The 26,259-nt window shown below is 68.4% G+C and carries 21 protein-coding genes; 10 read left to right on the forward strand and 11 right to left on the reverse strand.

The window, feature by feature from the left end; genetic code table 11:
• Positions 1 to 111: 111 nt before the first annotated feature.
• Positions 112 to 1,560: a class II fumarate hydratase gene (locus KF684_03190; protein ID MBX3351913.1), complete on the reverse strand. Its 1,449-nt coding sequence runs from the start codon at positions 1,558 to 1,560 to the stop codon at positions 112 to 114.
• A gap of 308 nt (positions 1,561 to 1,868) precedes the next feature.
• Between KF684_03190 and KF684_03195 the strand changes: the two genes are divergently transcribed.
• The 7 genes from KF684_03195 (at position 1,869) to KF684_03225 (ending at position 14,062) form a co-directional block, all read left to right on the forward strand.
• Entirely contained in the window at positions 1,869 to 3,557 is a 1,689-nt protein-coding gene (locus KF684_03195; GenBank protein MBX3351914.1) for a methyl-accepting chemotaxis protein, read from the forward strand.
• 256 nt (positions 3,558 to 3,813) lie between these two features.
• Positions 3,814 to 6,099, forward strand: a complete 2,286-nt coding sequence (locus KF684_03200) for a methyl-accepting chemotaxis protein (protein ID MBX3351915.1) — start codon at positions 3,814 to 3,816, stop codon at positions 6,097 to 6,099.
• A gap of 222 nt (positions 6,100 to 6,321) precedes the next feature.
• Positions 6,322 to 7,914, forward strand: a complete 1,593-nt coding sequence (locus KF684_03205) for a methyl-accepting chemotaxis protein (protein ID MBX3351916.1) — start codon at positions 6,322 to 6,324, stop codon at positions 7,912 to 7,914.
• Positions 7,915 to 8,161: 247 nt separating this feature from the next.
• Entirely contained in the window at positions 8,162 to 9,028 is an 867-nt protein-coding gene (locus KF684_03210) for a hypothetical protein (GenBank protein ID MBX3351917.1), read from the forward strand.
• Between the two features lie 18 nt (positions 9,029 to 9,046).
• A complete protein-coding gene (locus KF684_03215; GenBank protein ID MBX3351918.1) occupies positions 9,047 to 10,609 on the forward strand; it encodes a methyl-accepting chemotaxis protein in 1,563 nt (520 codons plus the stop codon).
• A 193-nt stretch (positions 10,610 to 10,802) separates the two neighbouring features.
• Positions 10,803 to 12,194: a hypothetical protein gene (locus KF684_03220; protein MBX3351919.1), complete on the forward strand. Its 1,392-nt coding sequence runs from the start codon at positions 10,803 to 10,805 to the stop codon at positions 12,192 to 12,194.
• Positions 12,195 to 12,379: 185 nt separating this feature from the next.
• The gene (locus tag KF684_03225; GenBank protein MBX3351920.1) at positions 12,380 to 14,062 is read left to right on the forward strand and encodes a methyl-accepting chemotaxis protein; all 1,683 of its coding nucleotides are present in this window, start codon (positions 12,380 to 12,382) and stop codon (positions 14,060 to 14,062) included.
• A gap of 118 nt (positions 14,063 to 14,180) precedes the next feature.
• Here KF684_03225 and KF684_03230 read toward each other — a convergent pair whose 3' ends face one another.
• The 3 genes from KF684_03230 to KF684_03240 are packed head-to-tail and all read right to left on the reverse strand — an operon-like array spanning position 14,181 to position 17,421.
• On the reverse strand, positions 14,181 to 14,933 hold the full coding sequence (locus KF684_03230; protein ID MBX3351921.1) for a pyridoxine 5'-phosphate synthase: 753 nt from the start codon (positions 14,931 to 14,933) through the stop codon (positions 14,181 to 14,183).
• Between the two features lie 24 nt (positions 14,934 to 14,957).
• Positions 14,958 to 15,914, reverse strand: a complete 957-nt coding sequence (locus KF684_03235) for an NAD(P)H-hydrate dehydratase (protein ID MBX3351922.1) — start codon at positions 15,912 to 15,914, stop codon at positions 14,958 to 14,960.
• A gap of 22 nt (positions 15,915 to 15,936) precedes the next feature.
• Positions 15,937 to 17,421, reverse strand: a complete 1,485-nt coding sequence (locus KF684_03240) for a transglutaminase domain-containing protein (GenBank protein ID MBX3351923.1) — start codon at positions 17,419 to 17,421, stop codon at positions 15,937 to 15,939.
• A gap of 86 nt (positions 17,422 to 17,507) precedes the next feature.
• Between KF684_03240 and KF684_03245 the strand changes: the two genes are divergently transcribed.
• The gene (locus KF684_03245; protein ID MBX3351924.1) at positions 17,508 to 18,305 is read left to right on the forward strand and encodes a TatD family hydrolase; all 798 of its coding nucleotides are present in this window, start codon (positions 17,508 to 17,510) and stop codon (positions 18,303 to 18,305) included.
• 3 nt (positions 18,306 to 18,308) lie between these two features.
• On the opposite strand, the gene KF684_03250 is transcribed toward KF684_03245, so the two are convergent.
• The 4 genes from KF684_03250 to KF684_03265 all read right to left on the reverse strand — a co-directional run bounded on the left by KF684_03250 (position 18,309) and on the right by KF684_03265 (position 21,908).
• Entirely contained in the window at positions 18,309 to 19,343 is a 1,035-nt protein-coding gene (locus KF684_03250; GenBank protein ID MBX3351925.1) for a ThiF family adenylyltransferase, read from the reverse strand.
• 13 nt (positions 19,344 to 19,356) lie between these two features.
• Positions 19,357 to 20,295 carry a hypothetical protein gene (locus tag KF684_03255; GenBank protein MBX3351926.1) on the reverse strand — a complete coding sequence of 313 codons (939 nt, stop codon included), beginning with the start codon at positions 20,293 to 20,295 and terminating at the stop codon, positions 19,357 to 19,359.
• A 16-nt stretch (positions 20,296 to 20,311) separates the two neighbouring features.
• Positions 20,312 to 20,704: an ATP-dependent Clp protease adaptor ClpS gene (locus KF684_03260; protein ID MBX3351927.1), complete on the reverse strand. Its 393-nt coding sequence runs from the start codon at positions 20,702 to 20,704 to the stop codon at positions 20,312 to 20,314.
• Between the two features lie 121 nt (positions 20,705 to 20,825).
• Entirely contained in the window at positions 20,826 to 21,908 is a 1,083-nt protein-coding gene (locus tag KF684_03265) for a redoxin family protein (GenBank protein MBX3351928.1), read from the reverse strand.
• A gap of 281 nt (positions 21,909 to 22,189) precedes the next feature.
• Between KF684_03265 and KF684_03270 the strand changes: the two genes are divergently transcribed.
• Positions 22,190 to 23,203 carry a TonB family protein gene (locus KF684_03270; GenBank protein MBX3351929.1) on the forward strand — a complete coding sequence of 338 codons (1,014 nt, stop codon included), beginning with the start codon at positions 22,190 to 22,192 and terminating at the stop codon, positions 23,201 to 23,203.
• A gap of 59 nt (positions 23,204 to 23,262) precedes the next feature.
• Here KF684_03270 and ndk read toward each other — a convergent pair whose 3' ends face one another.
• Both ndk and KF684_03280 read right to left on the reverse strand, forming a co-directional pair.
• Positions 23,263 to 23,733, reverse strand: a complete 471-nt coding sequence (ndk, locus tag KF684_03275) for a nucleoside-diphosphate kinase (protein ID MBX3351930.1) — start codon at positions 23,731 to 23,733, stop codon at positions 23,263 to 23,265.
• Positions 23,734 to 23,810: 77 nt separating this feature from the next.
• Positions 23,811 to 24,506 carry a hypothetical protein gene (locus tag KF684_03280; GenBank protein MBX3351931.1) on the reverse strand — a complete coding sequence of 232 codons (696 nt, stop codon included), beginning with the start codon at positions 24,504 to 24,506 and terminating at the stop codon, positions 23,811 to 23,813.
• Between the two features lie 180 nt (positions 24,507 to 24,686).
• On the opposite strand from KF684_03280, the gene KF684_03285 reads away from it, so the two are divergent.
• Entirely contained in the window at positions 24,687 to 25,214 is a 528-nt protein-coding gene (locus KF684_03285) for a PEP-CTERM sorting domain-containing protein (GenBank protein ID MBX3351932.1), read from the forward strand.
• Between the two features lie 142 nt (positions 25,215 to 25,356).
• Here KF684_03285 and KF684_03290 read toward each other — a convergent pair whose 3' ends face one another.
• Positions 25,357 to 26,067, reverse strand: a complete 711-nt coding sequence (locus tag KF684_03290) for a hypothetical protein (protein ID MBX3351933.1) — start codon at positions 26,065 to 26,067, stop codon at positions 25,357 to 25,359.
• Positions 26,068 to 26,259: the final 192 nt, after the last annotated feature.

Consider the following 26,259-nt stretch of genomic DNA (forward strand, 5'->3'; position numbering starts at 1 on the left):
CATGCCTTCGGGTCGGTTTTCTGCGCATTGCAACTTAGGTCATATTACTATGGAATGGCCGGTCGACAATTCTCACGCTCGGGACGGGCTAATCATATTAGCCGCTGACCCTCACTCCCCCGCCTTCGTCATGCTCGCCGGGTCCAGCAGGCGGTTGAGTTCCTCCGCCGGCAGCACCCTCTCCTCCAGCGCCAGCTGGCGCACCGTCTTGCCCTCGGCGTACGCCCGCTTCGCCAGCGCCGCCGACTTGTCGTAGCCGATCACCGGCACCAGCGAGGTGCACATCGCCAGCGACCCCTCGATCAGCTCGGCGCAGCGCTTCTCGTCGGCCTGCAGGCCCTCCAGCAGGTTGTCGACGAACATGTGCGACGCCTTCTCCATCAGGTGGATCGACGACAGCAGGTTGTCCGCCATCATGGGCATCGCGACATTCAGGTCGAGCACGCTGCCCACCCCGCCCATATTGCCCGCCGCGATGGCGGCATCATTCCCGATCACCTGGCACGACACCATGATCGCGCTCTCGCAGATCACCGGGTTCACCTTGCCCGGCATGATCGACGAGCCCGGCTGCACCGCCGGGAGTTTCAGCTCGCCGATGCCGCAGCGGGGCCCGCTGCCCAGGAAGCGGATGTCGTTGGCGATCTTCGACAGCGCGATCGCCACCGTGCGGATGCGCCCGCTCGCGTCGACCACCGCGTCCTTGGCGTGCTGGGCCTCGAAGTGGTTCCGCGCCTCCCTGAAGGGCACGCCGGTCCTCTTCGCCAGCGCCGCCGCCACCCTCGCGCCGAACTCGGGGTGCGTGTTGATGCCGGTGCCCACCGCCGTCCCGCCCAGCGCGAGCTCGCACAGCCCCTCGAGCGCCCCGTGCAGGCGCTCGACGCCGATGCGCATCTGCGCCGCGTACCCGCTGAACTCCTGGCCCAGGCGGATCGGCGTCGCGTCCTGCAGGTGCGTGCGCCCGATCTTGATGATGTCCATGAACGCCGCCGCCTTCGCGTCCAGCGCGTCGGCGAGGCGCTCCACAGCCGGGATGAGCCCCGCCTTGATCCGCACCGCCGCCGCGACATGCATCGCCGTCGGGAAGGTGTCGTTGCTCGACTGGCCCATGTTCACGTGGTCGTTGGGGTGCACGCCCCCCTGCCCGATGTAGTCGGCGTTCTTGCTCGACCCGATCGGCGCGCCCTTGGCAACGCAGACCAGGTTCGCGACCACCTCGTTCACATTCATGTTGGTCGAGGTGCCCGACCCGGTCTGGAACACATCCACCGGGAAGTGACGCATAACCCCGCCGGGCAGGTCGCCCCGTTCGAGGCGCCCCGTCGCGTCGACGATCGCCTGCGCCCTCGCGTGGTCGAGCAGGCCCAGGTCGCGGTTCACCGTCGCGCACGCCGCCTTCAGCAGCGCGTACGCGTGGATGATCGCCTCGGGGACCGGGCGCCCGGACACCGGGAAGTTCAGCACCGCCCGCTGCGTCGACGCGCCGTACAGCGCGTCGGCCGGGACCTGCATCTCGCCCATGGTGTCCTTCTCGGTACGAACGGCATGATCCGAACTCATCGCGACGCTGCTCCTGACGGGAAGTGGGGACGACGCCGCCGCGGCAAGCGCGAACGGCGAGCACTCAGGATATGCACCCCAAAGATGGGCGTATTTCAGCCAGAATTGGCCGGTGAGCCGCGCCGGGCTTGACGGATTCCGCCACGCCGACGCCGGATGCACACCGGCAATGACTTTGTCCTCGGCGCGACCGAATCATCGCCCCGATCCATCCGATTCTCCCTTCCGGACGCCGGGGTACCTCATCTGTTCTGAGGTGGGCAGCGCGGCCCAGACGCTCGCGCATCGGTTGAGCCGGAGATCGGAACATGCGCCGCTTCCTCAGTGGACTCTCGCTCCCCGTCAAGATCATTGCGATCACCGTCACAATGCTCGTGACCGTGGTCACGGTCAACTACATCGTCTTCGTGCGCGGCTACGAGCGTGACACCCTCGCTGGTTACTCCGAGCGCGCCGCCGCCTTCACCGCCGTCGCCGACGAGGCCAAGTCCCACGCCGCGCACCTCATGCTCAACGGCAGCGTCGACACCGACGCCCTCGTCGCCGAGGCCGTCGCCCAGGTCGCCGCCGGGAGGCCCTACACCCAGACTCGCTTCTTCGACACCATCCCCGTCGTCGTCGGATGGACCACCGCCGAGAAGGCCGCCCAGCGCGAGGGCATCGAGTTCTACATCCAGGCATTCAACGCTCGCAACAAGTCCAACGAGCCGCAGCACGGCTCCTTCGAAGCAACACTCCTCACAGACCTCGAGCGGCAGGTCAACGCCGGCGGCGAGCTCACCCTCGCACGCGTCAACCAGGCCACCAACTCCCTCCACTACATGCGCGCCATCCGCCTCGACCAGTCATGCATGATGTGCCACGGCGTCCCCGGCAACGAGTACGACACCGACAAGGACGGCAAGGACCCCCTCGGTTTCGCCATGGAGGGCTGGAGGGTCGGAGACACCCACGGCGCCTACGAGATCGTCGTCCCGCTCGACACACTCGACGCCCACGTCGCCGGCTTCATCACCAACGGGCTGTGGATCACCGTGCCACTGGTCGTCGGCGCGTGCGTCGCCTTCGCCTTCCTCCTCCGCGCGCTGCTCACCAAGCCCATCACGCAGCTCATCGCCATGGTCAAGGACATCGCCACCGGCGACGGCGACCTGACCAAGCGCATCAAGCTCGACCGCAAGGACGAGATCGGGCAGTTCGCCGGCTGGTTCAACACCTTCCTCGACAACCTCCACAAGCTCATCGGCGAGATCCGCGGCGTCACGACCCAGGTCGCCGGCGCCGCCACCCAGATCGCCGCCAGCAGCGAGGAGATGGCCGCCGGGCTCACCCAGCAGGCCGACCAGACCACCCGCGTCTCTGCCTCCACCGAGCAGATGGCCGCCTCCGCCGACGAGGTCTCGCGCAAGAGCATCGAGGGTAAGACAGTCGTCGAGCAGACCGTCGGCGAGATCGAGCAGATCGCCCGCGAGGTCACCGACTCGGCCAACGTCGTCGGCGAGCTTGGCAAGAAGGGCGACGAGATCGGGCAGATCATCTCGGTCATCAACGACATCGCCGACCAGACCAACCTCCTCGCGCTCAACGCCGCAATCGAGGCCGCTCGCGCCGGAGAGCACGGGCGCGGCTTCGCCGTCGTCGCCGACGAGGTACGCAAGCTCGCCGAACGAACCACCAAGGCCACCGAGCAGGTCGGGACCTCCATCAAGGAGATCCAGACCGGCACCACCGCCGCCGTTGAACGGATGGACTCGGGCGCCAGGCGTGTCAAGACCGGCGTGGACCTCGCCAAATCCGCCGGCGACGCGCTCTCGAGCATCGTCGCCGCGGCCGAAGAGCAGTCCGCCGCGGTCAACGAGATTGCGCAGAACATCGAGCAGATCAACGCCGTCACCCAGCAATCCACCGAGGGCGCGTCCCAGGCCGCGTCCGCTGCAGCGACGCTCTCCGTCGAATCCGAGAAGCTCCAGTCGCTCGTCGGACGGTTCAAGCTGTAAACACACGACGCTTTCACGCCACGATTCGGCGTCCACACTCGCGCCGCGATCTCTTCACGGGATCGCGGCGTGTTCGTTCGCGCAGCCCAGACCGCATATCCGGGCGCGACGACTGATCATCCCACGGTCCGGGTGAATTCGCGACAAACAAGCACCGATCTCCGCTGCAGTGCAGCGACTTCCCGTGAGGCGCTGCCCGCACACACATCTCCCACCCGCGCACACACACGGGCGGAGCGACAACTGGAGACCGAGGATGACTCACCTCAGGAAGCGCAGCGCAGCGCGCCTGGCAACGTGCGCGTTCGCGATCGCGGCGTGCCTCGTGACCTCCGCGGCCATCACGGCCGGGGCAGCGCCGAACAACGACCCGTTCCTCAGCGCGTCATCGCGCGAGACCAGCCCGGGCGCCGAGAACAAGGCGGGATCCGCGGTCTTCACACAGCGAGCCTCCTCGCTGGGAGAGCCCGGAACGTTCACGCCACCGACGCTCAAACCCGTCACGCGACCCGCGTTCGGCTCCGCCGCCGCCAAGACAGCGCCGGCCGAGCTTCATCATCTTGATCAACCCTCAAACACGCTGGTCAATGCGCTCTGGGGCGTCACCGCGATCACCGCGGTCGCGGTCGTCCTGATCGCGTTCCGGCTCGGGCGCGTCCGGCTCGCCGACGGCGCCACCAGGCGCGGGTTCACGCTGGGCAGCAAGCTCACCCTCGCGTTCGGCTCCCTCGCCGCGATCATCCTGACCGTCAGCACGATGTCGCTCGACGCGATGCACAAGAGCGAAACCCTAATGATCGACTACGAGGACATCGTCCTCGACGCGAACCATGCCGCCGATCTCCAGCTCAACGCGTACCGCACACGGATGGCGATGCGTGACTTCCAGATCGACAACGAACAGGCCTCGCTCGACCGCGTCACGACCTACGCCGGCCGCGCGATGGCAGACATCGTGGCGTTCGAAGGCGCGCTGACAGACCCCACGCGCCGTGAGCTGCTCGCCGGTCTCCGGAAGGGCTTCGAGCAGTACGAGGCCGCCTTCCAGCAGCTCGTGAGTCTCGGCGACCGACAGACCGCCATCGTGCAGTCGCAGCTGGAGCCGACGGGCGCACGCCTTGTCGCCCTCATAAGCGCGATCGTCGAGACCGCGCACGCCTCCGGCGACGACGCTACAGCTGTCGCGGTCAACGAAGACCTTGACCGGCTCTTCCAGGCCCAGCTCGCGACTCTTCGCTTCCTCCAGACCAACGACACACACGGCGCGACCGAGGCGGTCTCGCTGATGAACGCGTTCATCTCGCACGCGTCGGAGCTCGGCGCCACGCTCAAGCACCCGACCCAGAAGCGATGGCTCCAGGAATCGATCGAGGGAGCGCGCTTCTACACGCAGACCGTGCAGACGCTCGCCGCCAACGGGGCACAGCTCGCCGAGATCCGCACGGCGCGCATGGGACCCGCGGGCATCGCGATGCTCTCGAACGCCGACAAGCTTCACGAGAGCATCCTCGAGCGCACGCACGACGTCGAGAAAGCACTCGCGTCGAACGCGGCGTTCACCCGCAACAAGTCGATCACCGCGGTGACCGCCGCGCTCGCGATCGCCATCATCGTCAGCATCATTCTCATCCGCGCGATCACCGGCGCGACCAACAAGGTCCTCTCCGTGCTTCAGTCCGTCGCGGCGGGCGACCTGACGCGTGAGGCGCTCAAGCTCAAGTCCTCCGACGAGATCGGGGAGCTGGCCCGCGCCACCGACTCCATGAACGAGTCCCTCAAGCAGATCATGGCCGACGTCTCCACCTCCGCCGGGGGCGTCGCCTCCGCCGCCACCGAGATCGCCGCCTCCAACGAGGAGATGTCCGCCGGGCTCGCCGAGCAGGCCGACCAGGTCTCGCAGGTCTCCGCCGCCACCGAGGAGATGTCCGCCACCTCCCAGGAGGTCGCCAACAAGTCCACCGAGGGCAAGGGCGTGGTCGAGCAGACCATCTCACGCATCGAGGAGATCGCCTCCGAGGTGCGCGCCTCCGCCGCCGCCGTCAACTCGCTCGGGCAGAAGAGCGAGGAGATCGGGCAGATCATCTCCGTCATCAACGACATCGCCGACCAGACCAACCTCCTCGCGCTCAACGCCGCCATCGAAGCCGCACGCGCCGGAGAGCACGGGCGCGGGTTCGCGGTCGTCGCCGACGAGGTGCGTCAGCTGGCCGAGCGGACGACCAAGGCCACCGAGCAGGTGGGCCAGTCGATCCGCGAGATCCAGCAGGAGACCACGGGCGCGGTGCAGCGCATGGAGGGCGGCACCGAGAAGGTGGCCGCCGGCGTGGAGTACGCCAAGCAGGCCGGCGACGCGCTGAGCAGCATCGTGACGGCGGCGGAGCAGCAGAGCAGCGCGACCATCGAGATCGCGCAGAGCGTGGAGCAGATCAACTCGGTGGCGCTGCAGAGCCGCGAGGGCGCCGCCCAGGCCGCCGCCGCCGCCGCGCAGCTCTCCGCAGAGGCCGAGAAGCTCCAGTCACTCGTCAAGAAGTTCAAGGTCTGAGACTCAGCAGGGGATAACCCCGGCGCACACATTACCAGCAGCGCAACGGCGTGGACGGCCCTGTCGCCCTCCACGCCGTCTTTCTTTTCAGCGTCCCCTCGCGACCCGCAAGGTCGCTCGTGACGGGATCAACGACGATCGATCAAGAACAGGATCCTGCCGATGGGGTACCCGAGTCCGTTCGCCGAACCGCACACACAGTCCACCCGAGGGTGTCCCACGATGCGCATCCGAACCAAGATCGTTGGCCTCGCGGCCGTCCCCTGCGTCGCCCTTCTCGCGACGAACATCAACAGCTGGAACGAGCTGCGCCAGACCAGCGGGCTTGCGCTCGAATCCTTCGAGCACGAGATCGACATCGCCGAGCGGATCGAGTCGCTCAATGAATCGATCGTCTACCTGCTCAACGCGGACCGCGACGCCCATCAGGCGCTGATCGCGGAGAAGGACATCCTGGCGGCCGCCACGCCCGAGGCCGTCCGAGCGGCGGGCAAGTTCAACGCCGAGAACCTCCAGCAGATCGTCGATCGCATGCAGCTCGCCAGCGCGGTGTTCGACGACGAGATGCGCGCGCTCCGCGCCAAGTTCGAGAACGACTTCGCCGCATGGAAGCGGTTCTCGGAGGCGATCGTCGCCGATCGCGTGGCCGGGAAGAGCGATCCGACCCTCGCCGATCGCCACGCCCGATCGATCAAGTTGTTCGACACGATGCGCGTGCACATCGACGACCTCCAGAACCTCATGGAGGAGCGGATCGTCGCCCTGACGACCGAGGCGGCGGCCAGCCGCGAGCAGATCGTCGCCGACATCGACACGAACACCCGCAGCGCGACCACCGTCTCGCTGGCGCTCGGCGGCGGCGCGCTCGCGCTGACCCTCGGGCTCGCGACCGTCATCTGTCTCAGCGTGTTCCGGCGCCTGGGCAACCTCCTCGCTCGCATGTCCGATGTCGCCGAGGGCGACGGCGACCTGACCATCCGCATCAACGACTCGTCGAAGGACGAGTGCGGCATGCTGGCCCAGCAGTTCGACACGTTCGTCGGACGCGTGCAGGAGATCATGAAGGCGGTCTCCGAGTCCTCGCAGAGCGTCGCCTCCGCCGCCACCGAGATCGCCGCCTCCAACGAGGAGATGTCCGCCGGTCTCACCGTGCAGTCCGAGCAGACCCAGCAGGTCGCCGAGGCAACGCAACGCATGGCGGAGACCGCCAACCAGGTCGCCAACCGCTCGAGCGAGGGCGGTCAGGTCGTCAGCCAGACCATCGAGCAGATCGAGCAGATCGCGGGCGCTGTCCAGAACTCGGCTGATAAGGTCGGGGAGCTCGGGCGCAAGAGCGACGAGATCGGGCAGATCATCTCGGTCATCAACGACATCGCCGACCAGACCAACCTGCTGGCGCTCAACGCCGCCATCGAGGCGGCCCGCGCCGGCGAGCACGGGCGCGGCTTCGCCGTCGTCGCCGACGAGGTACGCAAGCTCGCCGAACGAACCACCAAGGCCACCGAGCAGGTCGGGACCTCCATCAAGGAGATCCAGCAGGAGACCTCCTCCGCCGTCACGAACATGCAGGCCGGTCGCGACAAGGTGCAGCACGGCGTCGACTACGCCCGGCGGGCCGGCGACGCGCTGAGCGCGATCGTCTCGGCCGCCGAGCAGCAGAGCGGCGTGACGCAGGAGATCGCGCAGAGCATCGATCACCTCAACTCGGTCGCGATGCAGAGCCGCGAGGGCGCGCAGCAGGCCGCCGCCGCCGCGACGCAGCTGTCGTCAGAGGCCGAGAAGCTCCAGTCGCTGGTGAATCGCTTCAAGGTCTGATCGCCCGCCCACTGCCCACAACACACAGCCGCCGCGGACCATGGTCCGCGGCGGTTATTCCGCGCCAGCGAGCAGGTACGGTTGTTCCGGACACAAAGGTTTGATCTTCACATTTGCCTTGGCGCGTTGTGATTTTCCACAGACGACCTGACGATTTCATGAGCTCGTGGGGGGCGCGTTGCCGACGCAGCGCGTGAGAAGTGTGGACATGCGGAGCGCCGCGACGCTCTCCCCCCGGAGCACATTCGTGAGCAAGACACACACCCGCCTGACGCTGGCGTGCGCGATCACTGCGCTCGCCCAGCCGTCGTTGGCGCAGGACGCGCCGCCCGCCGCCGAATCGCGCCTGCACTTCGATGCAGCCGTCGAGATCACCACCGCCTACTTCTTCCGCGGCATCCTGCAGGAAGATCAGGGCGTGATCGTTCAGCCGGCCTTCACCGTCGGTGCCGACCTCGTCAAGCACGACGCGTTCGTGCTCACCCTCAGCGCCGGGACCTGGAACAGCGTCCACGGCGAGGCGACCGGAGCGCAGACCAGCGACACCAGCCTCGAACACTGGTACGAATCCGATGTCTACTTCTCCCTCACCGCGTCGTGGGAGAAGTGGACCCTCGACGCGACCTATACCTGGTACCTCAGCCCCAACGACGCTTTCGAGACCATCCAGGAGCTGAGCTTCGGCGTCAGCTTCGACGACTCTGACTTCCTCGGTGCGTGGGCGCTGCAACCCTCGGTCACGCTCGCGCTCGAGACCGGCTCGAACTTCGCCGACGGCGCGGACTCCGATCGCGGCATCTACCTCGGCCTCGGGATCAGCCCAGGTTTCGACGCCTCCATCGGGCACGATCGCACGCTCTCGATCACCTTCCCGATTGAAGTCGGCCTCAGTCTCTCCGACTATTACCAGGACGCCAGCGGCGACGACGACTTCTTCGGGTATGCGTCGCTCGGCGTACGCCTCGAAACCGCTCTGCCGATGCCCTCCGGTTTCGGCTCGTGGGCAGTGTACGGCGGCGTGAACGCCCTCTTCCTCGGGGACAACCTCAAAGCCGTCAACAACGACGACTCGTCCGAGGTCATCGCGTTTATCGGCATCTCGCTCTCCTTCTGATCCAGAGGCGCAACACATATGAAGCTGCTCGGCAATCTCGGCATCCGCACGAAGCTCTCGATCCTCCTTGTCGCGGCCATCGGCGGCCTCGGCGTCTTCGCGCTCGTCGCCTTCTCGACCCTCAACCGGGTCAAGATCAACGGCGACATGTACAACGCGATCATCAGCAAGAAGGATCTTCTGGCGGACATCCTCCCGCCGCCGAACTACATCATCGAGTCCTATCTCGTCGCGCTCGAGATGACGCACGAGAGCGACCCGGCGCGCATCGCGATGCTCGCCGAGACTTCGGTCCGGCTCACCGCCGAGTACCGGGAGCGCGAGAACCACTGGCTCGAACACCTCGAGCCCGGCGAGATGCGCGTCTCGCTCCTGGACCACTCCCGCTCCGCGGCCAATGAATTCTTCACGCTGCGCGACCAGCGCCTCATCCCGGCGATCCAGGCCGGGCAGCGCGACGAGGCCGTCGCGCTCATGAACGGCCCGGTGCGAGCGGCGTACGAGCGCCATCGCGCCGGAATCGATCGGGTCGTTGAACTCGCCGCGGCGCGTGCGGCCGAGATCGAGACCGAGGCGTCTAGCGCGATCGCGCGGGGCACCAGCGGGCTTTTCGGCGTCGGAGCCGGGCTCATCGTCGCGGTTCTCGCTGTCGTCCTCGTCATCGGCTCTGACCTGTCGCGAGAGATCAACCGCGTCGTCGCGCTGCTCAAAGACATCGCGACGGGCGAGGGCGACCTCACGAAGCGGCTCCAGAGCACCCGAAAGGACGAGATCGGCCAGCTCGCGCGCTGGTTCGATTCCTTCATCGAGCGATTGCACTCGATGATCGCTGAGATCGTCAGCATCGGCGCGCAGGTGGCCGGCGCAGCCACCCAGATCGCCGCGAGCAGCGAGGAAATGGCCGCCGGCCTCAACGAGCAAGCGCAACAGACCACGCGCGTCTCGGCTTCGACCGACCAGATGGCTTCCACGGCGGAGGAGGTCTCGCGCAAGAGCACGGAGGGCAAGACCGTCGTCGAGCAGACCGTGCGAGAGATCGACCAGATCGCGCAAGAAGTCACGGGCTCGGCTCTTGCCGTGGGTGAGCTCGGTCGTAAGGGCGACGAGATCGGGCAGATTATCTCGGTCATCAACGACATCGCCGACCAGACCAACCTCCTCGCGCTCAACGCCGCCATCGAGGCGGCGCGCGCCGGCGAGCACGGACGCGGGTTCGCCGTCGTCGCCGACGAGGTCCGCAAGCTCGCCGAACGAACCACCAAGGCCACCGAGCAGGTCGGGACCTCCATCAAGGAGATCCAGACCGGCACCACCGCCGCCGTTGAACGCATGGACAGCGGCGCAAAGCGCGTGAAGACCGGCGTCGAGCTTGCCCGCAGCGCCGGCGACGCCCTCACGAGCATCGTCGCCGCGGCGCAGGAGCAGGCGGAAGCGGTCGGCGAGATCGCGCGCAACATCGAGCAGATCAACGCGGTGTCGCAGCAATCCACGGAGGGTGCGTCCCAGGCCGCCTCCGCCGCCGCGACGCTCTCCGACGAGGCCGAGAAGCTGCAATCGCTGGTTGGTCGTTTCAAGGTGTGACCGGGACTCTCTTTACCCAGCATCACGCGCCGCGGGACTCACCCCCCCGCGGCGTGCTTTCTTTTCGGACGACACTCGAAGTCTCACGCTCGAAACCCCCCGAACCCGCTTGGATCGGGCGGGTAACCGACTACCATGTCTGGAGCGCCGATCGGCGCCGCGCCCGTCCACGAGCGAACGAGAGAGACCCGACATGACGATCCGTGCCCTGCCTTCCGTTGCGCTGCTCGCCTCCCTCGCCGGGATCGCCGGCGCGAGCGTTCCCCAGTACGCCGCCCCTCAGCTCCAGGCCCGCGCGAACTTCAGCGGCGCCTTCAATCTGCCCAACTCGGCCTTCTTCACCAACTCGTCCCCCGAGATCAACGACCTCGGGCGCGTCGTCTTTCGCGTCGGCGTCATCGGCGGAACGAACTCTCAGGGCGTGTGGTACGGCGGCGACGGGCAGGGCTCCATCCTCTACTTCTCCCCCAATGTCGAGGACTCGCGCGTCGGCGATCCCACCATCAGCAATTCCAACGAGATCGTCACCGACCAGTCCAACGCTTCACCTTCCGGGGTGATCCGCATCGCCCCCGACTCGGGGAGCGCCACCGTCCTGATCAACCCCGGCTTCCCCTTCGGCGTCGAGGCGTTCTCGTCCGTGCAGGTCAACGACCTGGGCCAGATCGGCTTCCGCGGGCGCGTCGGCTTCCTCGGCAACATCTGGGTATCGTGGAGCGCCGGCCAGCAGGTCGCGCACGCCGCCGAGGTCGGCGTTGATCCGACCTCTCCCTACTCCTTCCTGTTCACGCCCGGCTTCAACGACGCGCGCCAGATCGCCGGCAAGGTTCGCCTCGCGCCCGGCCTGGGCAACGAGCGCCCCGACCAGATCCGCATCTTCAACAGCGACGGCTCCTCCGTGCTCATCGCCGAGGACCGCGACTCCAACCCGGCCTCGCCCTACACCGCGTTCGACAACTCGGTCGCGCTCACCAGCGACGGGCGCGTCGCGTTCATCGCGAACCTCTTCGGGGGCGGTCGCGGTGTGTTCCTCTCCGACGGCGCGAACACCGTGACGATCGCGACGACCAACGACCCCGCGGTGTCGAACATCGAGTCGTTCAGGCCCGCCGCCAACGACCACGGGCTCGTGGTCTTCCGCGCCTTCAACGGCGCGGGCAAGCGCGCGGTCTTCGCGGGCGACGGGTCGTCGCTCGTGCAGGTCGTCACGCAGGACGACATCGTGCAGACCGATCTCGGCCCCGCGCAAATCAGCGAGAACAACCCCAGCGATCCCGCGTTCGGCGGCTCGCCCGGCGTGAACAACAACGGCGATGTCGTCTTCGGCGCCGCGCTCATCCCCCCCGGCAACCCGGCGGTCGAGTACGGCTCAGGGATCTTCGTCGCCAGAGCGATCCTCAGCGTCGTCCCCGGCGACCTCAACGGCGACGGCGTCGTGAACTTCGCCGATCTCAACCTCGTGCTCAGCAACTTCGGGCAGACCGGCGAGCCCGGATCGACCCCGGGCGACGCGAACGACGACGGCGTGGTCAACTTCGCCGACCTCAACGTGGTGCTGACCAACTTCGGCGCCAGTACACGCTGAGTCTCATTGCGACGCATACTCGCGTGCATATCCGCTGCGTAGCGCACGCGGGCGTATTTGCGACATTTTACTCTGCAATTGCTCAAGCGTCGGCTGATCCCGGCCGATTCGCTCGGCAGTGTGGTCCGGGGGAAGGCCGCGACGCCTTGCGTCTGTATTCTCACGCCGATGTGTGGGTGACGAAAATGCTGCAACGCGTTCGAGATATCGGTCTGTCCGCCAAGATCGTGGGCGCGGTGATTCTCACGATGCTCATCGTGCTCACCGTGAATTTCGTCGTCTTTCTGAAGGGATACCGCGAGGACACGCTCGCTCGCTACATCGAGCGCGCCGCCGCCTTCACCGCCGTCGCCGACGAGGCCAAGTCTCACGCCGCGCACCTCATGCTCAACGGCAGCGTCGACACCGACGCCCTCGTCGCCGAGGCCGTCGCTCAGGTCGCCGCCGGGAGGCCCTACACCCAGACTCGCTTCTTCGACACCATCCCCGTCGTCGTCGGATGGACCACCGCCGAGAAGGCCGCCCAGCGCGAGGGCATCGAGTTCTACATCCAGGCATTCAACGCTCGCAACAAGTCCAACGAGCCGCAGCACGGCTCCTTCGAAGCAACACTCCTTACCGACCTCGAGCGACAGGTCAACGCCGGCGGCGAGCTCACCCTCGCACGCGTCAACCAGGCCACCAACTCCCTCCACTACATGCGCGCCATACGCCTCGACCAGTCATGCATGATGTGCCACGGCGTCCCCGGCAACGAGTACGACACCGACAAGGACGGCAAGGACCCCCTCGGATTCGCGATGGAGGGCTGGAGGGTCGGCGACACCCACGGCGCTTACGAGATCGTCGTCCCGCTCAACACACTCGACGCCAAGGTCGCAGGATTCACCACGAGCGGGCTCGGGTTCACCCTTCCCCTCGTGGGCGCGGCGTGCGTCGGCTTTGTGTATCTGCTCCGCGTCATGCTCGGACGCCCGATCGCGTCGCTCATCGCCGCCGCGGAGCGGGTGTCCGCGGGCGATCTGACCTCGCGCTTCGATCTGGACCGCGGCGACGAGATGGGCAAACTGGCCAAGTGGTTCAACACCTTCGTCGGTTCGCTGCACGCGCTGATCCACGAGGTGACCGGCGTCACCCAGCAGGTCGCCGGCGCGTCGACGCAGATCGCCGCCAGCAGCGAGGAGATGGCCGCCGGACTCACCCAGCAGGCGCAGCAGACCTCGGGCGTCTCGGCGTCCACAGACCAGATGGCGTCGGCGTCGCGCGAGGTCGCGCACGCCAGCACCGAGGGCAAAGCCGTCGTCGAGCAGACGATCACGGAGATCAACGCGATCGCGGCGGAGGTCGCCGACTCGGCCGGCGTGATCGGCGAGCTTGGCAAGAAGGGCGACGAGATCGGGCAGATTATCTCGGTCATCAACGACATCGCCGACCAGACCAACCTCCTCGCGCTCAACGCCGCCATCGAAGCCGCACGCGCCGGAGAGCACGGGCGCGGCTTCGCCGTCGTCGCCGACGAGGTACGCAAACTCGCCGAACGAACCACCAAGGCCACCGAGCAGGTCGGCGCGTCGATCAAAGAGATTCAGCACGGCACATCGCTCGCGGTCGAGAAAATGGGCGAGAGCACCACGCGTGTGAGGACCGGGGTCCAGCTCGCCGAATCCGCGGGCGGCGCCCTGGCGACGATCGTGACGGCGGCCGAGGAGCAGTCCTCCGCCGTGGCCGAGATTGCGCAGAACATCGAGCAGATCAACGCCGTCACCCAGCAGTCCACCGAGGGCGCGTCCCAGGCCGCCTCCGCCGCTGCGACGCTCTCCTCGCAGGCGGAACGGCTCCAGGAGCTCGTCTCCAAGTTCAAGCTGTAAATGCACGACAGTGTGTGCGCCGGCCGGTCGTCCCCGGCTGGCGTCGCGTGGATGCTCTCGAGCGACCACGCGCGGAACGCGGGCTTGCGCTGGCCCGCGTTCTGCGTTTTTGCCCTGCTTAGCCCGAGCCGTGCGCGCGTGTGAGAATGGCCTTCATCTCGCGCACCGCGTCGCGCATGCCGGTGTAGATCGCGCGGCTGACGATCGCGTGACCGATGTGCAGCTCCCAGAGCCCGGGCAGCGACGCGATCGGAGCGACGTTGACATAATTCAAGGCGTGCCCGGCGTTGAAGCGCATCCCTCTGCGCTCGATCAGCTCGCCCGCGGCGCGCACGCGATCAAGCTCGCGCGCGAGCGGCTCGGCTCGCAGGTCGCCCCCGCTCGCGCGATACGCCGCGGCGTACGGCCCGGTGTGGACCTCGCAGACCGAGAACCCGCACTGCGCCGCCGCCTCGATGTGATCCGCTTCCGGGTCGACGAAGGCCGAGACAGGGACGCCCCCGTCACGAAGCCGCGCGACGATCTCGCGAAGGCGGGGCTCGTGTCCCGCGACCTGCAGCCCGCCCTCGGTGGTGACTTCGAGTCGCCCCTCGGGAACGAGCATCGCCATGTCGGGCCTGATGCGCAGCGCGATGCGCACCATGTCGTCGGTCGCGGCCATCTCGAAGTTGAGCTTCGTCGCGACGGTCGCCTTGAGGCGATCGACGTCGTGGTCCTGGATGTGACGCCGGTCCTCGCGGAGGTGCACGGTGATGCCGTCGGCGCCGCCGATCTCGGCGTCGTGCGCGGCCCGGACCGGGTCGGGCTCGATGCCCCGTCGCGCCTGGCGGACGGTGGCGACATGGTCGACATTGACGCTGAGCAGGGCCATGGCATGAGCGTACGCGCGGTCGGGTCAGCCCGCGCGGAGCGCCTCGACCGCCCGGGGGAGCGCGTCGGCCAGCTCGGACGCGAGCATCCCGCCCGTCGCGCCGCGCGACTCGACCCATAGGGCGCCGGCGCGGGCGTGGGCCGCCACCGCGAGCCGGGCGCAGTCGAAGAGCGAGAGCCCGCCGCGCGCCTCGCTGGTGACGGTCCGCTCGCCGGCGACGATGGGGCGTTTGTGGAACTGGGCGATGAACGACGCGACGACGCCGGTGAGCACATCGCCTGTCCCGGCGGTCGCGAGGGCCGGGTTCTGCGCGTCGCTGACCCAGAGGCGCACGCCGTCGCTGACAACGGTGGCGGCGCCCTTGAGGACCACGACGCAGCCGAGCGTGCGCGCGAGCGTCGCGGCGGCGTCGGCGCGGGTCCCCGGGTGGATCGGGTCGAGGTCGAGCCCCAGGGCCTGCGAGAGTCGGCGGAACTCGCCCGGGTGAGGGGTGAGCGCCGCCATCGCGCGGAAGTCGCGGTGGAACTCGGGCAGCTCCGCCAGCGCGTTGATCGCGTCGGCGTCGACGACCACCGGTCGGTCATCCTGGTTGATCGCGCGGAAGGCGAGCGCACGGACGCCCTCGCCGGCGCCCATGCCGGGGCCGATCGCGACGCAGTCGCTCGCGCGCAGCAGCGCGTCGAAGGCCCGGGCGCCCTCGTGCGGCACGATGGCTCCGCTGTCCTCGGTGGGCAGCGCAACGCCGGTGGCGCTCGGCGCGATGGTCAGGGCCGCGTTCAATACCCCCTCGGGCATCGCGAGCTTCGCGAGGCCGCACCCGGCACGCAGCGCGCCGATCGCGGCGAGCGCCGGCCCGCCGATCATTCGCGAGTCTGCGAGCGCACACCCCCCCACCACGCCGACCGTGCCGAAGGAGCCCTTGTGCCCGCGCGCGTCGCGCGCGGGGAGCCGTGGCAGCGGGTCGTCGTGGGGGGTGCTCATCGAGTGGATGATATTCGAACTTTCACTCGACGCGCTCGACCTCGATCGACAGCGCGCCGAGCAGGGGCGCGACGGCGGCCATGGTGTTCACGCGCTCCGAGCCCTCGAGCGTGCTGACCGCGACGCCGATGTGCGTCGCATCGCGTGGCAAACGGTCGAGCGTCGCGTCCAGATCGACCCAGACCCCCTCGCCGTCGGGCCCGGCGAGGAGCGCCTGCGTCCACATGTGAAACCCGAAGACCCCCTTCTGCCCGACGAACTCGTCCACGTAGATCAGCCCCGAGACCACGCGCGACGGGATCCCTGCGGCGCGAAGCATCGCGGCCAGCAGGACGGCGTGCTCGGTGCAATCGCCCTCGCGCGTGCGGGCCACCTCGCTCGCCGTCGCGAAGCCGACATCGAGTGACTTCCGGTTGATGTGCCCGTGGACATGCCTTCGCATGCGCTCGGCGAGCACCGGCGCGTTGTTTCGGTCCTCGCGCGACATCATCTGCACGTTGGTCGCGAGCCCCACGACATCGCGGTTGCGCGAGTCGATCATCGCGGAGGGCGCGAGCGCCGCGGCGCGCTGCTCGCGCGTCAGAGCGGCCGGCTCGCTCCTGTCGAGGTCGATGACCACTCTCGCCGTGCGCTCGTCGATCCGCTCGACGCGCTGGGCGCCCCACGAGGGAAGCTCGGGCATCGTCCCGGCGTCGAGGCGCAGGAGATAGGACGCCCGGCGCGTCGTCCGGGGGGAATCGATGGGCCGATCGGGCGTGACGAGCGTCGAGACCAGCAGCTCCGCGGGCTCGAACTCGGCGAGCGCGAGGTCGCGCTCCGTGAGCATCATCGTGAGCGCGATCCCCCCCAGGGCCACCTCGCCCCGGACGAGTTCGCCCTCGGCGTCGAGGAAATAGGTGCTGGTCGTGCCGGGCGCCGACGACTGGGTGACGGTCCAGCGCGTCGCGTGCGACGCACGCCCGGCGAGTCGCACCACGGACTGCTCGCCGCGGATGTACCGCTGCTCGGTCACGGTCACCGACATCGGGTCGATCGATGCGAACTCGATCGTTCTGGCGCCCTGCGCGATGCGATCTCGCAGGAACCGGCGCGCCGCGTCGGGCATCAGCGCTCCCTGCTCGATCTCGATCTCGCGCGCCTGGCCTCGCTGGCCGAACTGGCTCTCGGTCACCGTGGCGCGCCGACCGGCGAACGTCGCCTCGGTCACGACCGCGGCTGCGCCCAGCAACTGCTCGGTGCGCATCGAGACGGGCTCTCCGTCGGCTCGCTCGACAGACTCGGCGTCGATGCGGACGCGGATCGTCGCCGGGCCGCGCGCGATCGAGAGCGACATCTCGCTGGCGACGCGGATCGTGCCGTCGTCGCGTGTCTCGATGCGTTCGCGCATGTGGCCGGCCCGCGAGCCCATGAGCTCGAGCATGTACCAGCGCTCGACGACGCTCCCCAGCGACGCCGGGGCCAGGAGGCACGCGAGAACGCAGACGAGGACGCGGCGGGCGGTGGTCATGCCGAGTTGTACCGTCTTCCGGAGCCCGGGTCGCCCCCCCTCGCCCGAAAGGCGCTCGGCGCCGTGCCCCCCTACCCTTCCGGCCCATGCTCGACACGCACTGCCATCTCACGTTTGCGGACTACCACGGGCGTGTGTCCGAGACCCTGGCCGCCGCCCGCGAGGCGGGGGTCACCGGCGCGATCACCATCTCGACCACAACGCAGGACTGCCTCTCGGCGCTCTCGCTCGCCGAGCACCACGCGCTCGAGAACCTGTGGTGCACCGCCGGGGTGCACCCGCTGTACTCCCATGTCGAGCCGCGCCGGTGGCAGAACCTGCTGGATGTCGCGCGTTCCTCTCGCTGTGTCGCCTGGGGCGAACTTGGGCTTGACCTGCACTACGACGGCCCCCACCGGGCCACGCAGCACGCGGTGCTGAACGAGCAGCTCGCGTTTATCGCGAACGCGAAGCGAGAGCACCGCATCGACAAGCCGATCGTGCTCCACTGCCGCGAGGCGTTCGACGAGTTGATCCCGATCCTGAGGCAGAGCGGGCTGGACGCGTCGCGGTTCGTGTTCCACTGCTTCACCGCCGGCCCGCGCGAGATGCGCCTTCTGCTGGACTTCGGCGCGATGGTGTCGTTCACGGGCGTGGTGACCTACGCGAACGCGAAGGATGTGCAGGAGGCCGCCAAGATCGTCCCGGGCGACCGGATCATGGTCGAGACCGACGCGCCGTTCCTCACGCCCGCCCCCCACCGGGGCGTGCGCCCCAACGCCCCGAAGTTTGCGCGCGTGACGGCGGAGTTCCTCGCGGATCTCCGTAGCGAGCAGTGGGACGACTTCCACGCGCAGATCAACCGCAACACCGAGCGGTTCTTCGGCTTCGAACGCGTCGACTGACGCTCACGCGCCGAGGTGCTTCGCGTAGATCGCGCGGGCCCGCGCCGGGTCGGGCGTCGAGACGATCGCGCGCCCGTCGGCGAAGACCGAGAGTTCCACACCCCCCTCGCGCAGCGAGCCCTTGACGAGGAACGGCGTGCGCCGGAACTCGCCGTGAGGCGAGAGGCGCGCGAGGACCGCGTCGAGATCGGCCGACGACGGGGACGAGGGCGTGATCTGCACGCTCGACCGGCCGCAGAGCGTGATCGCGGCGTCGGCGCGATCACCGTCGAGCCAGTCGAAGCGGCGCAGCGCGCAGCAGGGGCACTCCGGGTCGCGCGCCTTCCTGAGGTCGGTCGTCGCTATTTCACCGGTGAGCACATCGGCGCGTGCGAGCGAGTGACGCACGAGGTCGGCGCGCCCCAGCAGGATCTTCATCGCCTCGCCCGCCATGAGCGAGCCGGCGACGCCGACCGCCGGGCCCAGCACGCCCACGGTGTCGCAGGTCTCGCGCTCGCGCGCCGGGGGCGGCTCGGGGAAGACGCAGCGCAGACAGGGCGATTCTCCGGGCAGAACCGTCATCTGCATCGCGCGGGTCGCGACGGCGCCGCCGTACACCAGGGCGGTCCCGGTCGCGATCGCGAGGTCGTTGAGCAGGTAGCGCGTCTCGTAGTTGTCCGTGCCGTCGAGGATGACCCCGGGCCTCGCGTCAAGGAGCGCGCGCGCGGTGCGCGCGGAGCAATCGGTCGCGTGGGCGTGGATGGCGAGCGACGAGTCGATCTCGAGCAGGCGTCGGCGCGCGGCCTCGACCTTGGGGAGGCCCTCCTCCGCGTCGCGCTGCGTGTAGAGCGACTGCCGCTGAAGGTTCGTGAACTCGACGACATCGCGGTCGACGATCGTCAGCGTCCCGACGCCGGCGCGCGCGAGGTGGTCGGCGGCGACGCAGCCCAGCGCGCCCAGGCCGATCAGCAGCGCGTGCGACTGCCGGAGGCGCTGCTGCCCCGCTTCGCCCACGAAGGGCAGCAGTTCCTGTCGGTGATGGCGTCGGTCGCTGGTCACGCGTTATTCCCGTTCAGACGGCGGCGTGCTCGGGCTTTTCGCCGCAGAGGACCTTCCAGAGGTCCTTCACGACCCACGACATGTTGCGTTTCGCCTGCGCCGTGGCTGCGCCGATGTGGGGCGCGAGGTGCGCGTTGGGCAGGCCCAGCAGCGGGTAGTCGCTCGTGAAGGGCTCGGGCTCGTGGACATCGAGGATCGCCTGCGCGCCTGGGTTGCTGCCCAGCCACGACGCGAGCGCGCCGGGGTTCACGACGAACCCGCGCGACGCGTTGATGAGCAGCGCGTCGGGCTTCATGCGCGCCAGCGCGCCGGCGTCGATCAGGTCGCGGTTGCTCGCCCGCTCGTCGACATGCACGGTGAGCACATCCGAGGATCGCAGGAGCGTGTCGAGATCGACCGCCTTGGCGCGGAGGTTGTCGCGGTGGAGTTCGAGCAGATCGTTATACAGCACCCGGCAGCCGAACGCCTCGAACACGCGCGCCACGCGCGTTCCCACGCGACCCAGGCCCAGCACGCCCACCGTCAGGTCGCCCAGTTGTCTCGGCGCGATGAGATCGTCGCGCACGCGCTTCCATTCCTTGAGGGGGAGCGCTTTGTCGAGAAAGAGCCGGGGGCGGAGCGCGTCGAGGACGAAGGAGACGACGAGTTCGACGACGGCCTGGGTGTTGGCGTCGGGGGTGTTGAGCACGCGTATGCCGCGGCGTTCGCAGGCGCGCAGGTCGATGTTGTCGAGCCCGACGCCCGCTCGGGCCACGGCGCGGAGTTTCGGCGCCTTGGCGAGCATGGCCTCGTTGACGATGGTGTAGGTGCGAACCACTAGCGCGTCGGCCTCGGCGAGCAGGTCGGCGAAGCCGGGCTCGTCGGGCGAGCATCGGCGCAGGTCGGCCCGTTCGGCGAGCCAGTCGCTCGCGGCGGGGTCGAGTTCCTCGGTCTGAAGGACGAGGGCTCTCATGCGATGGAGGTCGGGATCAGGAGTCGTCGCGCGAGCGGTTCATCGCGTCGCGGTCGGCGTTCTCGAGGTCGTCGTCGCCGCCGAACTCGGCGGGCTCGAGGATGCAGGACATCGGGCCCTGGCACTTGGCGATGAGCGGGTCCTTGCCGAAGGCCAGCACCTGCTCGCGCTTCAACTCGGCGTGCTCTCTGTGGGTGGTCAGGAGCACGACGCGGCCCTCGGCGTCGACGGTCTGGGCCGCCTTGAAGGCCTTCTCGGGGGTGAAGGCGAAGAGTTGCGTCGCGATGCGGATCACGTAGTCGTAGCTGTGATCGTCGTCGTCGAGCAGCACCACGTTCCACGGACGCGGCTGGCGCGGCTTGGTGTCGGGGTTGGCCTTCGGACGGGTTTCTGCGGTCGCTCCGCTCATATCGCGGAACGATAGGCGCTGGGGTGAACGAAAGACGCCGACGCGTGGGGCGCGTCGGCGTCGGTTCTCGGTCGTTGTCCGGGGCGCTCCGAAGCGGGGCGGGCCCGGTTCGGGGGCACGATCAGTCGAGGGGCTGGCCGCTCTCGAAGCGGGCGAGCGTGTCCTGGAGCTGCTGGCGCTCGCGCGGGTTGGGGGCGTTCTCGATGGCCTTCTTCTGGACCTCGATCGCCTTCGCGCGATCGCCCTTGCGATAGTGCACGTGCGCGAGGGTGTCGAGGATGCTCGCGTTCGTCCCGCCGGTCAGCTCGCTGGCGCGTGTGGCGGCGGCCATCGCGAGATCGAGGTCGCGGGTCTCGATCGCCTTGCTGTCGACGATGAACCACGCCAGCCCGTTGAGGCCCTGGGCGTCGTCCTTCGCGACGCCCTTGATCGCGGCCCAGCCGGTGGCCCACGCCTGATCGTACTTCTTCAGGTGCGTGGCGAGCACGTTCACCTTGGTGAGCGTGTACTGCGCCGCGTTGTAGTCCATCGCGATCAACTCGTCGAGCTTGGACACGACGACATCCCACTGGCGGGCGCCGGCCGCTTCGCGCAGCGACGAGAGGATGGGACGCACGGTCGCCTCGATCTCGGCCTTGCGGCGCGACTCGACGGCGCGGGCCTCGATGTCGTAGGTGTCGTTGACGATCGCGTCGAGCGACTCGTCGAAGTCCTTGTTCATCGGGTGGCCGACCCACGCGAGGCGCCCCTGCTTGTCGACGATCATGACGGTCGGGATGCCCTGCGAGCCGGTCGCGTCCATGAACGCGCGGGCGGTCGCCATCTCGATGTCCTCGGCGATGCCGTAGAGCATCTTCTCGTTGGCGTCGGCGTTGACGACGTGCGACTCGATGAACTCGGCGGTGGGCGTCATGCCGGGGCGAGGCCAGATCGACACGCCCAGAATCGTGACGCCCTTGTCCTCGTACTTCTTGTGCAGGTCGTTCATGTGGGGCATCGCAGCGATGCAGGGCCCGCACCAGGGCGCCCAGAAATCGAGCACGTACACCTCGCCGGGCTGCCAGCTGCTCACCGAGTCGCCCTTGAGCCAGGTGACGTTGCTGAGCTTGGGCGCCTTGTCCCCGACCACGAGCTGGCCCTGCGCGAGCGCGGGGGCAGCGAGAACAACGGCGGAGGCGAAGAGACCGGCGAAGAGATGTCGCATTCGTGCTTCCTTGGGGTGACGGGAACGGGCGCAAGGGGTCTGCCCGCGAGGTATTCAGGAGATCGTACCGGTGAAACGCACGAGGGAGGCGATGGATTCCGCGCACGACGAATCTCTGCCTGCACCGGCCGCCGCAGAACCGGCGAGGTCCGGGGGCGTCCTATCGTGTGATGATGCTTCGGCTGGGCTCGTCAACGGCGGGTGCGCTGGGCTGGATCGCATCTTTTGCGATCCACGGGGTGGCCGCTCTCGTCGCAACCGGCGTGATTTCCCCTGTTCCGGTGTCAGAATGGATCTCGGAAGCGCTTTCCTCGAAGGAGCGCGAGGAGTTTCCGGACCCCGCGGACGCTCCGACGCCGGACGATGAAGCCGATCTCACGCCCGTCCCGGTCGAGCCCGAGCCCCTGAAGGTGCGTCTGGGCATCGACGAGTCCGACGCGACCGACACCGAGACATGGCTGGGGTTCGCGAGCGCCAGCCCCGAACACGGCGGGATCCCGATGGGGTTTGAGCAGGCGCAACTTCGTCGCTCGTCGGGCGATGGCGGGCTTTCCCCGGCCCGTCCCAGCGACGGAGCGCTCACACCGACGAGCCCCGGCGCCGGTGGCGAGGGGCAGGCCGCAAGCGCGACGCTCGTGCAGCACGACGCCGCGAGCGAGCACGATCGCGCCGATTCGTCCCCAGTCGAGCCGGCTGTCTTTCTCGCGCCCAGCGCAACGCCCTCGATCACCCTCGCGCGCGACGCGCGAGAGACGCCGCCCATCAACGCGCCGGGCAGCGCTGCGAGCACCGGGGGCGCCCGGGGCGCGAGCCCGTCGGGCGCTCAGACGCCTGCGCCGGGGACCTCGGCCCCGCCCCAGGCGGTCGACGAGACCGCGAAGCCCAAGGACGAGCCGGTCGACCTCTCGAAGCAGGGAGCGGGCGGCGAACGCGAGCCGGGAGTCGCGTCTGATCGCGACGCCGACGCCGCGTCGATCCGCAACGCGATCCTGGCGTCGCCCGGGCGCCCACTGGCGGCCAAGGGGCTGCGCATCCAGACGGTGCGCCCCCAGTTCTCTGCGTACGCGCTGGCGACGGCGAACCCCGACGATGTCGTCGTGCGGATCTGGTTCAACGCGCAGGGGCGCGTCGCGAAGGCCGAGCTGCTCCAGTCCAGCGGGCGCGCCGATGTTGATCGCCCGGTGCTCGACGCCGTCTACAACTGGCGCGCGACGGGTGAGCCCCTGAAGGTCTTGCTGAACTCAGACCCCGACGCGCGCATCGAGCTGGTGTTTCGCGTGACGCTGCGCCGGTGAACGAACAGGGGCGAGCGCCGTGCGCCCGCCCCTGCGTGGTTTCGTCGGATTGGCTCGGCTTATTCGGCCTTGCCGCCGGCCATGTCGTAGACCCACGCGTCGATCGGGCGGGTGTAGGAGACGACCTCGCCCTTGGCGAAGAAGAGTTCGAGTTCACGGGCGGCGGCCTCGGGGCTGTCGCTGCCGTGGATCAGGTTGAAGGAGTTGGAGACGCCGAAGTCGCCTCGGATGGTGCCGGCCTCGGCGTTGGAGCCGAAGGTGGCGCCCATCATCTTGCGCGAGACCGCGATGGCGTTCTTGCCGTGGATCGCGAGCACGAGCACCGGGGAGGAGGTCATGAACTTCACGAGGCCCGGATAGAACGGGCGCTCCTTGTGCGCTTCGTAGTGCTTGGCGGCCAGTTCCTGGCTGATCTTCATCATCTTGCAGCCGACGACCTGCAGGCCCTTGTCCTCGAAGCGGCTGACGATGCGTCCCATCAGGCCACGCTGGACGGCGTCGGGCTTGAGGATGATGAGGGTGGTTTCCATGGGTTCTCTCCCTGTCTCGTGCGGAAATGGGGTGCTGGAAGGCGGGGAGGATAGGCGGGGAACGGGGAGGGCGGGGTTCAGACATCGGCGGTGGCGAGCGCCAGGATCATAAACACTTGAAACATCGCAACCGGCACTCCGATCAGCCCGGCCGCAAGCCAGTGGCCGAAGCGCGGGCGCGCGTTCAGACCCAGCCAGCGACTTACACCCCACCATCCGACCTGCCACAGCAGCGGAGTAACCAACGCGCTGATCGGCGACCCAAAATAGATAAAGAGGAAAGCAGAGCGGTCGTCAGCGCCCATCGCGACTGCGAGACGCAACGCCACAATGGCGATCAACGGCCACGCGATCCACCACGCGTGGAGCGCTGGCAGAGTCAGAAACCAGATCCGCGCGCGGAGCGTGCGTGCCGGGTTGCGAGCCCGAAGGCACGCGTACGCGATCGCGTGGATGCCCACGGCGATGGCGCCGATGATGGCGAACGAGAGCGCGTACCACCCGAGGTGCTCAAAGCCGTACCCGGTCGTCGGACGGAGCAGCGCGTGCCACGCGACGACGCCGAGCAGGAAGACCACGATCGGCGCCACGAGCCAGCGCGAGCGCTGCGTGAGCCAGCGGGCGGCGCGGCTGTCGGGCGCGAGGGTGATTTCGGCGAGGGGTTTGCCGCATTCGGGGCAGCGTTCGGTCTGTCCTGAGAGGTCGTAGCCGCAGGACAGGCACAGAGACAGCCACGGCGGCGGAACTGTTCTCGGGGGTTCATCGCGTGTCATGGGTTCGGGCGTCTCTCTGCCTGGAGTTCGGGGCCTGGCGATGGACGTTCGCAGCTTCGGCGCGTCTCTGCAAGACCGAGACTGCCCTGGCGTATTCCGGATGAAACCGCGTCGGAATTCTTCCGTACAACCCTCGCCTCGCGCCGCTGGCAAGGTCGGCGCGGGCAGGAGAAAGACCGCATGGCACAGTTCGGATCCGTGGCTCGCGCGCTGGGCGCCGGCGTCATCGCGCTCAGCGCAGGGGCGGCGCAGGGCGCCGTCTTCACCGTCGATTTCTTCCCCAGCGGCGAACAGATCGACAACACGATCATGTTCCGCTTCCTCGGGCCCTCGGGCGTGACGATCGAGCAGACTCGCCTCGTCGCCGAGTTCACCACCGCCGCCGATTTCCAGGCGGAGAACCTGGTCCTGCTGCTGGTCGCTCCGGGCGCCGGCGAGGGGTTCATCTTCCTGACCGGCGCCGATCTGGGCTGGTTCGGGCAGGGAACCTTCAGCGTCGACACCACCTTCGACGACCTCAACGGCGTCACGCAGCCGGGGCTGTGGGGCTTCGAGATCTACGGCGAGGGCGATGACTTGCTGGCCTACAGCGGGACTTTCAGCGAGTCGTCTCGCTGGGAGCTCTTCGGGCCCGATGTCCCGGCGCCGGGCGCGATGGGCGTGCTGGGGCTGGGCGCGCTGGCGGCGGCTCGCCGTCGTCGACGCTGACGAGTTGGGAAGTGAGAGAGCAGAAAAGAGAACGCGGGCGGGCCCGGTCACTGGGCCCGCCCGCGTTTGATTCCGAGTCATGCTCGCGTCCGTGCTTCCCTCGTTGGCTCAACGAGCGGGCGCGAGCGGGTTGTCAATCGTCTCAGCGACGACGACGGGCGGCGACGAGGCCGGCGACGCCGAGCAGGGAGACGGCGCCGGGGGTCGGGATGATCGTGCCGGCGATGACGATGTTGTCGACGCGGTTGTTGCCGGCGGCGATGTTGCCCTCGGTCTCGCCGCCCGTGAAGGTCAGGCGGATGGTCGCGTTCGCGACGGTGTCGAGGAGGGAAGTGTTGAAGGAGTAGAGCGCGAAGGCGTCGCGGTTGCTGATCGCGCCGATGGTGCCGATGAGGACGCCGTCGGCGTAGGCGTCAACGGTGACATCGCGGAAGCCGGTGCTGGTGGACTGGCGGGCGAAGGAGATCTCGAGGTTCTCGTAGAGGGCGGCGTTGAAGTTGAAGTCCATGTACGCGCCGTTGTTGATGCCGCCGGTGCCGTTCTGGAAGGCGATCGAGCCGCCGTTGGGCTCGCCGAACTGCGTGTTGATGGTGGAGCCGGCGAAGGACTGCACCCACTGGTAGTTGCCGCTGCCGGCGAGGGCGAGGATGTCGCCGCCGCCGATGGTGAGGTTCGCGGTCCCGGCCTGGACGCCGAAGTCAGCGCCCTGGGGGAACGACGAGGGCGCGAAGCCGAAGCCGCCGCCGGGGAGCGTGTTGTTGTTCATGGCCCAGTAGGCGATGATGTCGGGGGTGCCGGCGGACGCGCCAGCCGCGATCGAAAGGACAGCGGCGCCAAGGACGATCTTGTTCATCTCAATTCCTCCACATCCAACAAAGGAGTCAGCGGCCGACCCAACATGGGGCGGTCCGATCTGAGGGATGTGCGCTCGCGGGCCTGCCTTGGGGAGTTCCACATCACACGGGTGAGCCCGCGCGGCGCACCATGTCGTGACGACAGTATTGCCCGGGCGCGAGCGGAACAATACCCGGGATCGGGGCTTCAC

It is taken from the genome of Phycisphaeraceae bacterium (assembly GCA_019636675.1).
Taxonomy (GTDB): Bacteria; Planctomycetota; Phycisphaerae; order Phycisphaerales; family UBA1924; genus JAHBXC01.

Excerpts from the sequence above, each read along its gene's own strand:
- KF684_03265 (MBX3351928.1), bottom strand. The coding sequence starts at position 21,908 with ATGCGACATCTCTTCGCCGGTCTCTTCGCCTCCGCCGTTGTTCTCGCT.
- KF684_03240 (MBX3351923.1), bottom strand. The coding sequence starts at position 17,421 with ATGACCACCGCCCGCCGCGTCCTCGTCTGCGTTCTCGCGTGCCTCCTG.
- KF684_03290 (MBX3351933.1), bottom strand. The coding sequence starts at position 26,067 with ATGAACAAGATCGTCCTTGGCGCCGCTGTCCTTTCGATCGCGGCTGGC.
- KF684_03190 (MBX3351913.1), bottom strand. The coding sequence starts at position 1,560 with ATGAGTTCGGATCATGCCGTTCGTACCGAGAAGGACACCATGGGCGAG.
- KF684_03225 (MBX3351920.1), top strand. The coding sequence starts at position 12,380 with ATGCTGCAACGCGTTCGAGATATCGGTCTGTCCGCCAAGATCGTGGGC.
- KF684_03195 (MBX3351914.1), top strand. The coding sequence starts at position 1,869 with ATGCGCCGCTTCCTCAGTGGACTCTCGCTCCCCGTCAAGATCATTGCG.
- KF684_03220 (MBX3351919.1), top strand. The coding sequence starts at position 10,803 with ATGACGATCCGTGCCCTGCCTTCCGTTGCGCTGCTCGCCTCCCTCGCC.
- KF684_03255 (MBX3351926.1), bottom strand. The coding sequence starts at position 20,295 with ATGAGAGCCCTCGTCCTTCAGACCGAGGAACTCGACCCCGCCGCGAGC.
- KF684_03235 (MBX3351922.1), bottom strand. The coding sequence starts at position 15,914 with ATGAGCACCCCCCACGACGACCCGCTGCCACGGCTCCCCGCGCGCGAC.
- KF684_03245 (MBX3351924.1), top strand. The coding sequence starts at position 17,508 with ATGCTCGACACGCACTGCCATCTCACGTTTGCGGACTACCACGGGCGT.
- KF684_03280 (MBX3351931.1), bottom strand. The coding sequence starts at position 24,506 with ATGACACGCGATGAACCCCCGAGAACAGTTCCGCCGCCGTGGCTGTCT.
- KF684_03230 (MBX3351921.1), bottom strand. The coding sequence starts at position 14,933 with ATGGCCCTGCTCAGCGTCAATGTCGACCATGTCGCCACCGTCCGCCAG.
- KF684_03260 (MBX3351927.1), bottom strand. The coding sequence starts at position 20,704 with ATGAGCGGAGCGACCGCAGAAACCCGTCCGAAGGCCAACCCCGACACC.
- ndk (MBX3351930.1), bottom strand. The coding sequence starts at position 23,733 with ATGGAAACCACCCTCATCATCCTCAAGCCCGACGCCGTCCAGCGTGGC.
- KF684_03285 (MBX3351932.1), top strand. The coding sequence starts at position 24,687 with ATGGCACAGTTCGGATCCGTGGCTCGCGCGCTGGGCGCCGGCGTCATC.
- KF684_03215 (MBX3351918.1), top strand. The coding sequence starts at position 9,047 with ATGAAGCTGCTCGGCAATCTCGGCATCCGCACGAAGCTCTCGATCCTC.
- KF684_03200 (MBX3351915.1), top strand. The coding sequence starts at position 3,814 with ATGACTCACCTCAGGAAGCGCAGCGCAGCGCGCCTGGCAACGTGCGCG.
- KF684_03205 (MBX3351916.1), top strand. The coding sequence starts at position 6,322 with ATGCGCATCCGAACCAAGATCGTTGGCCTCGCGGCCGTCCCCTGCGTC.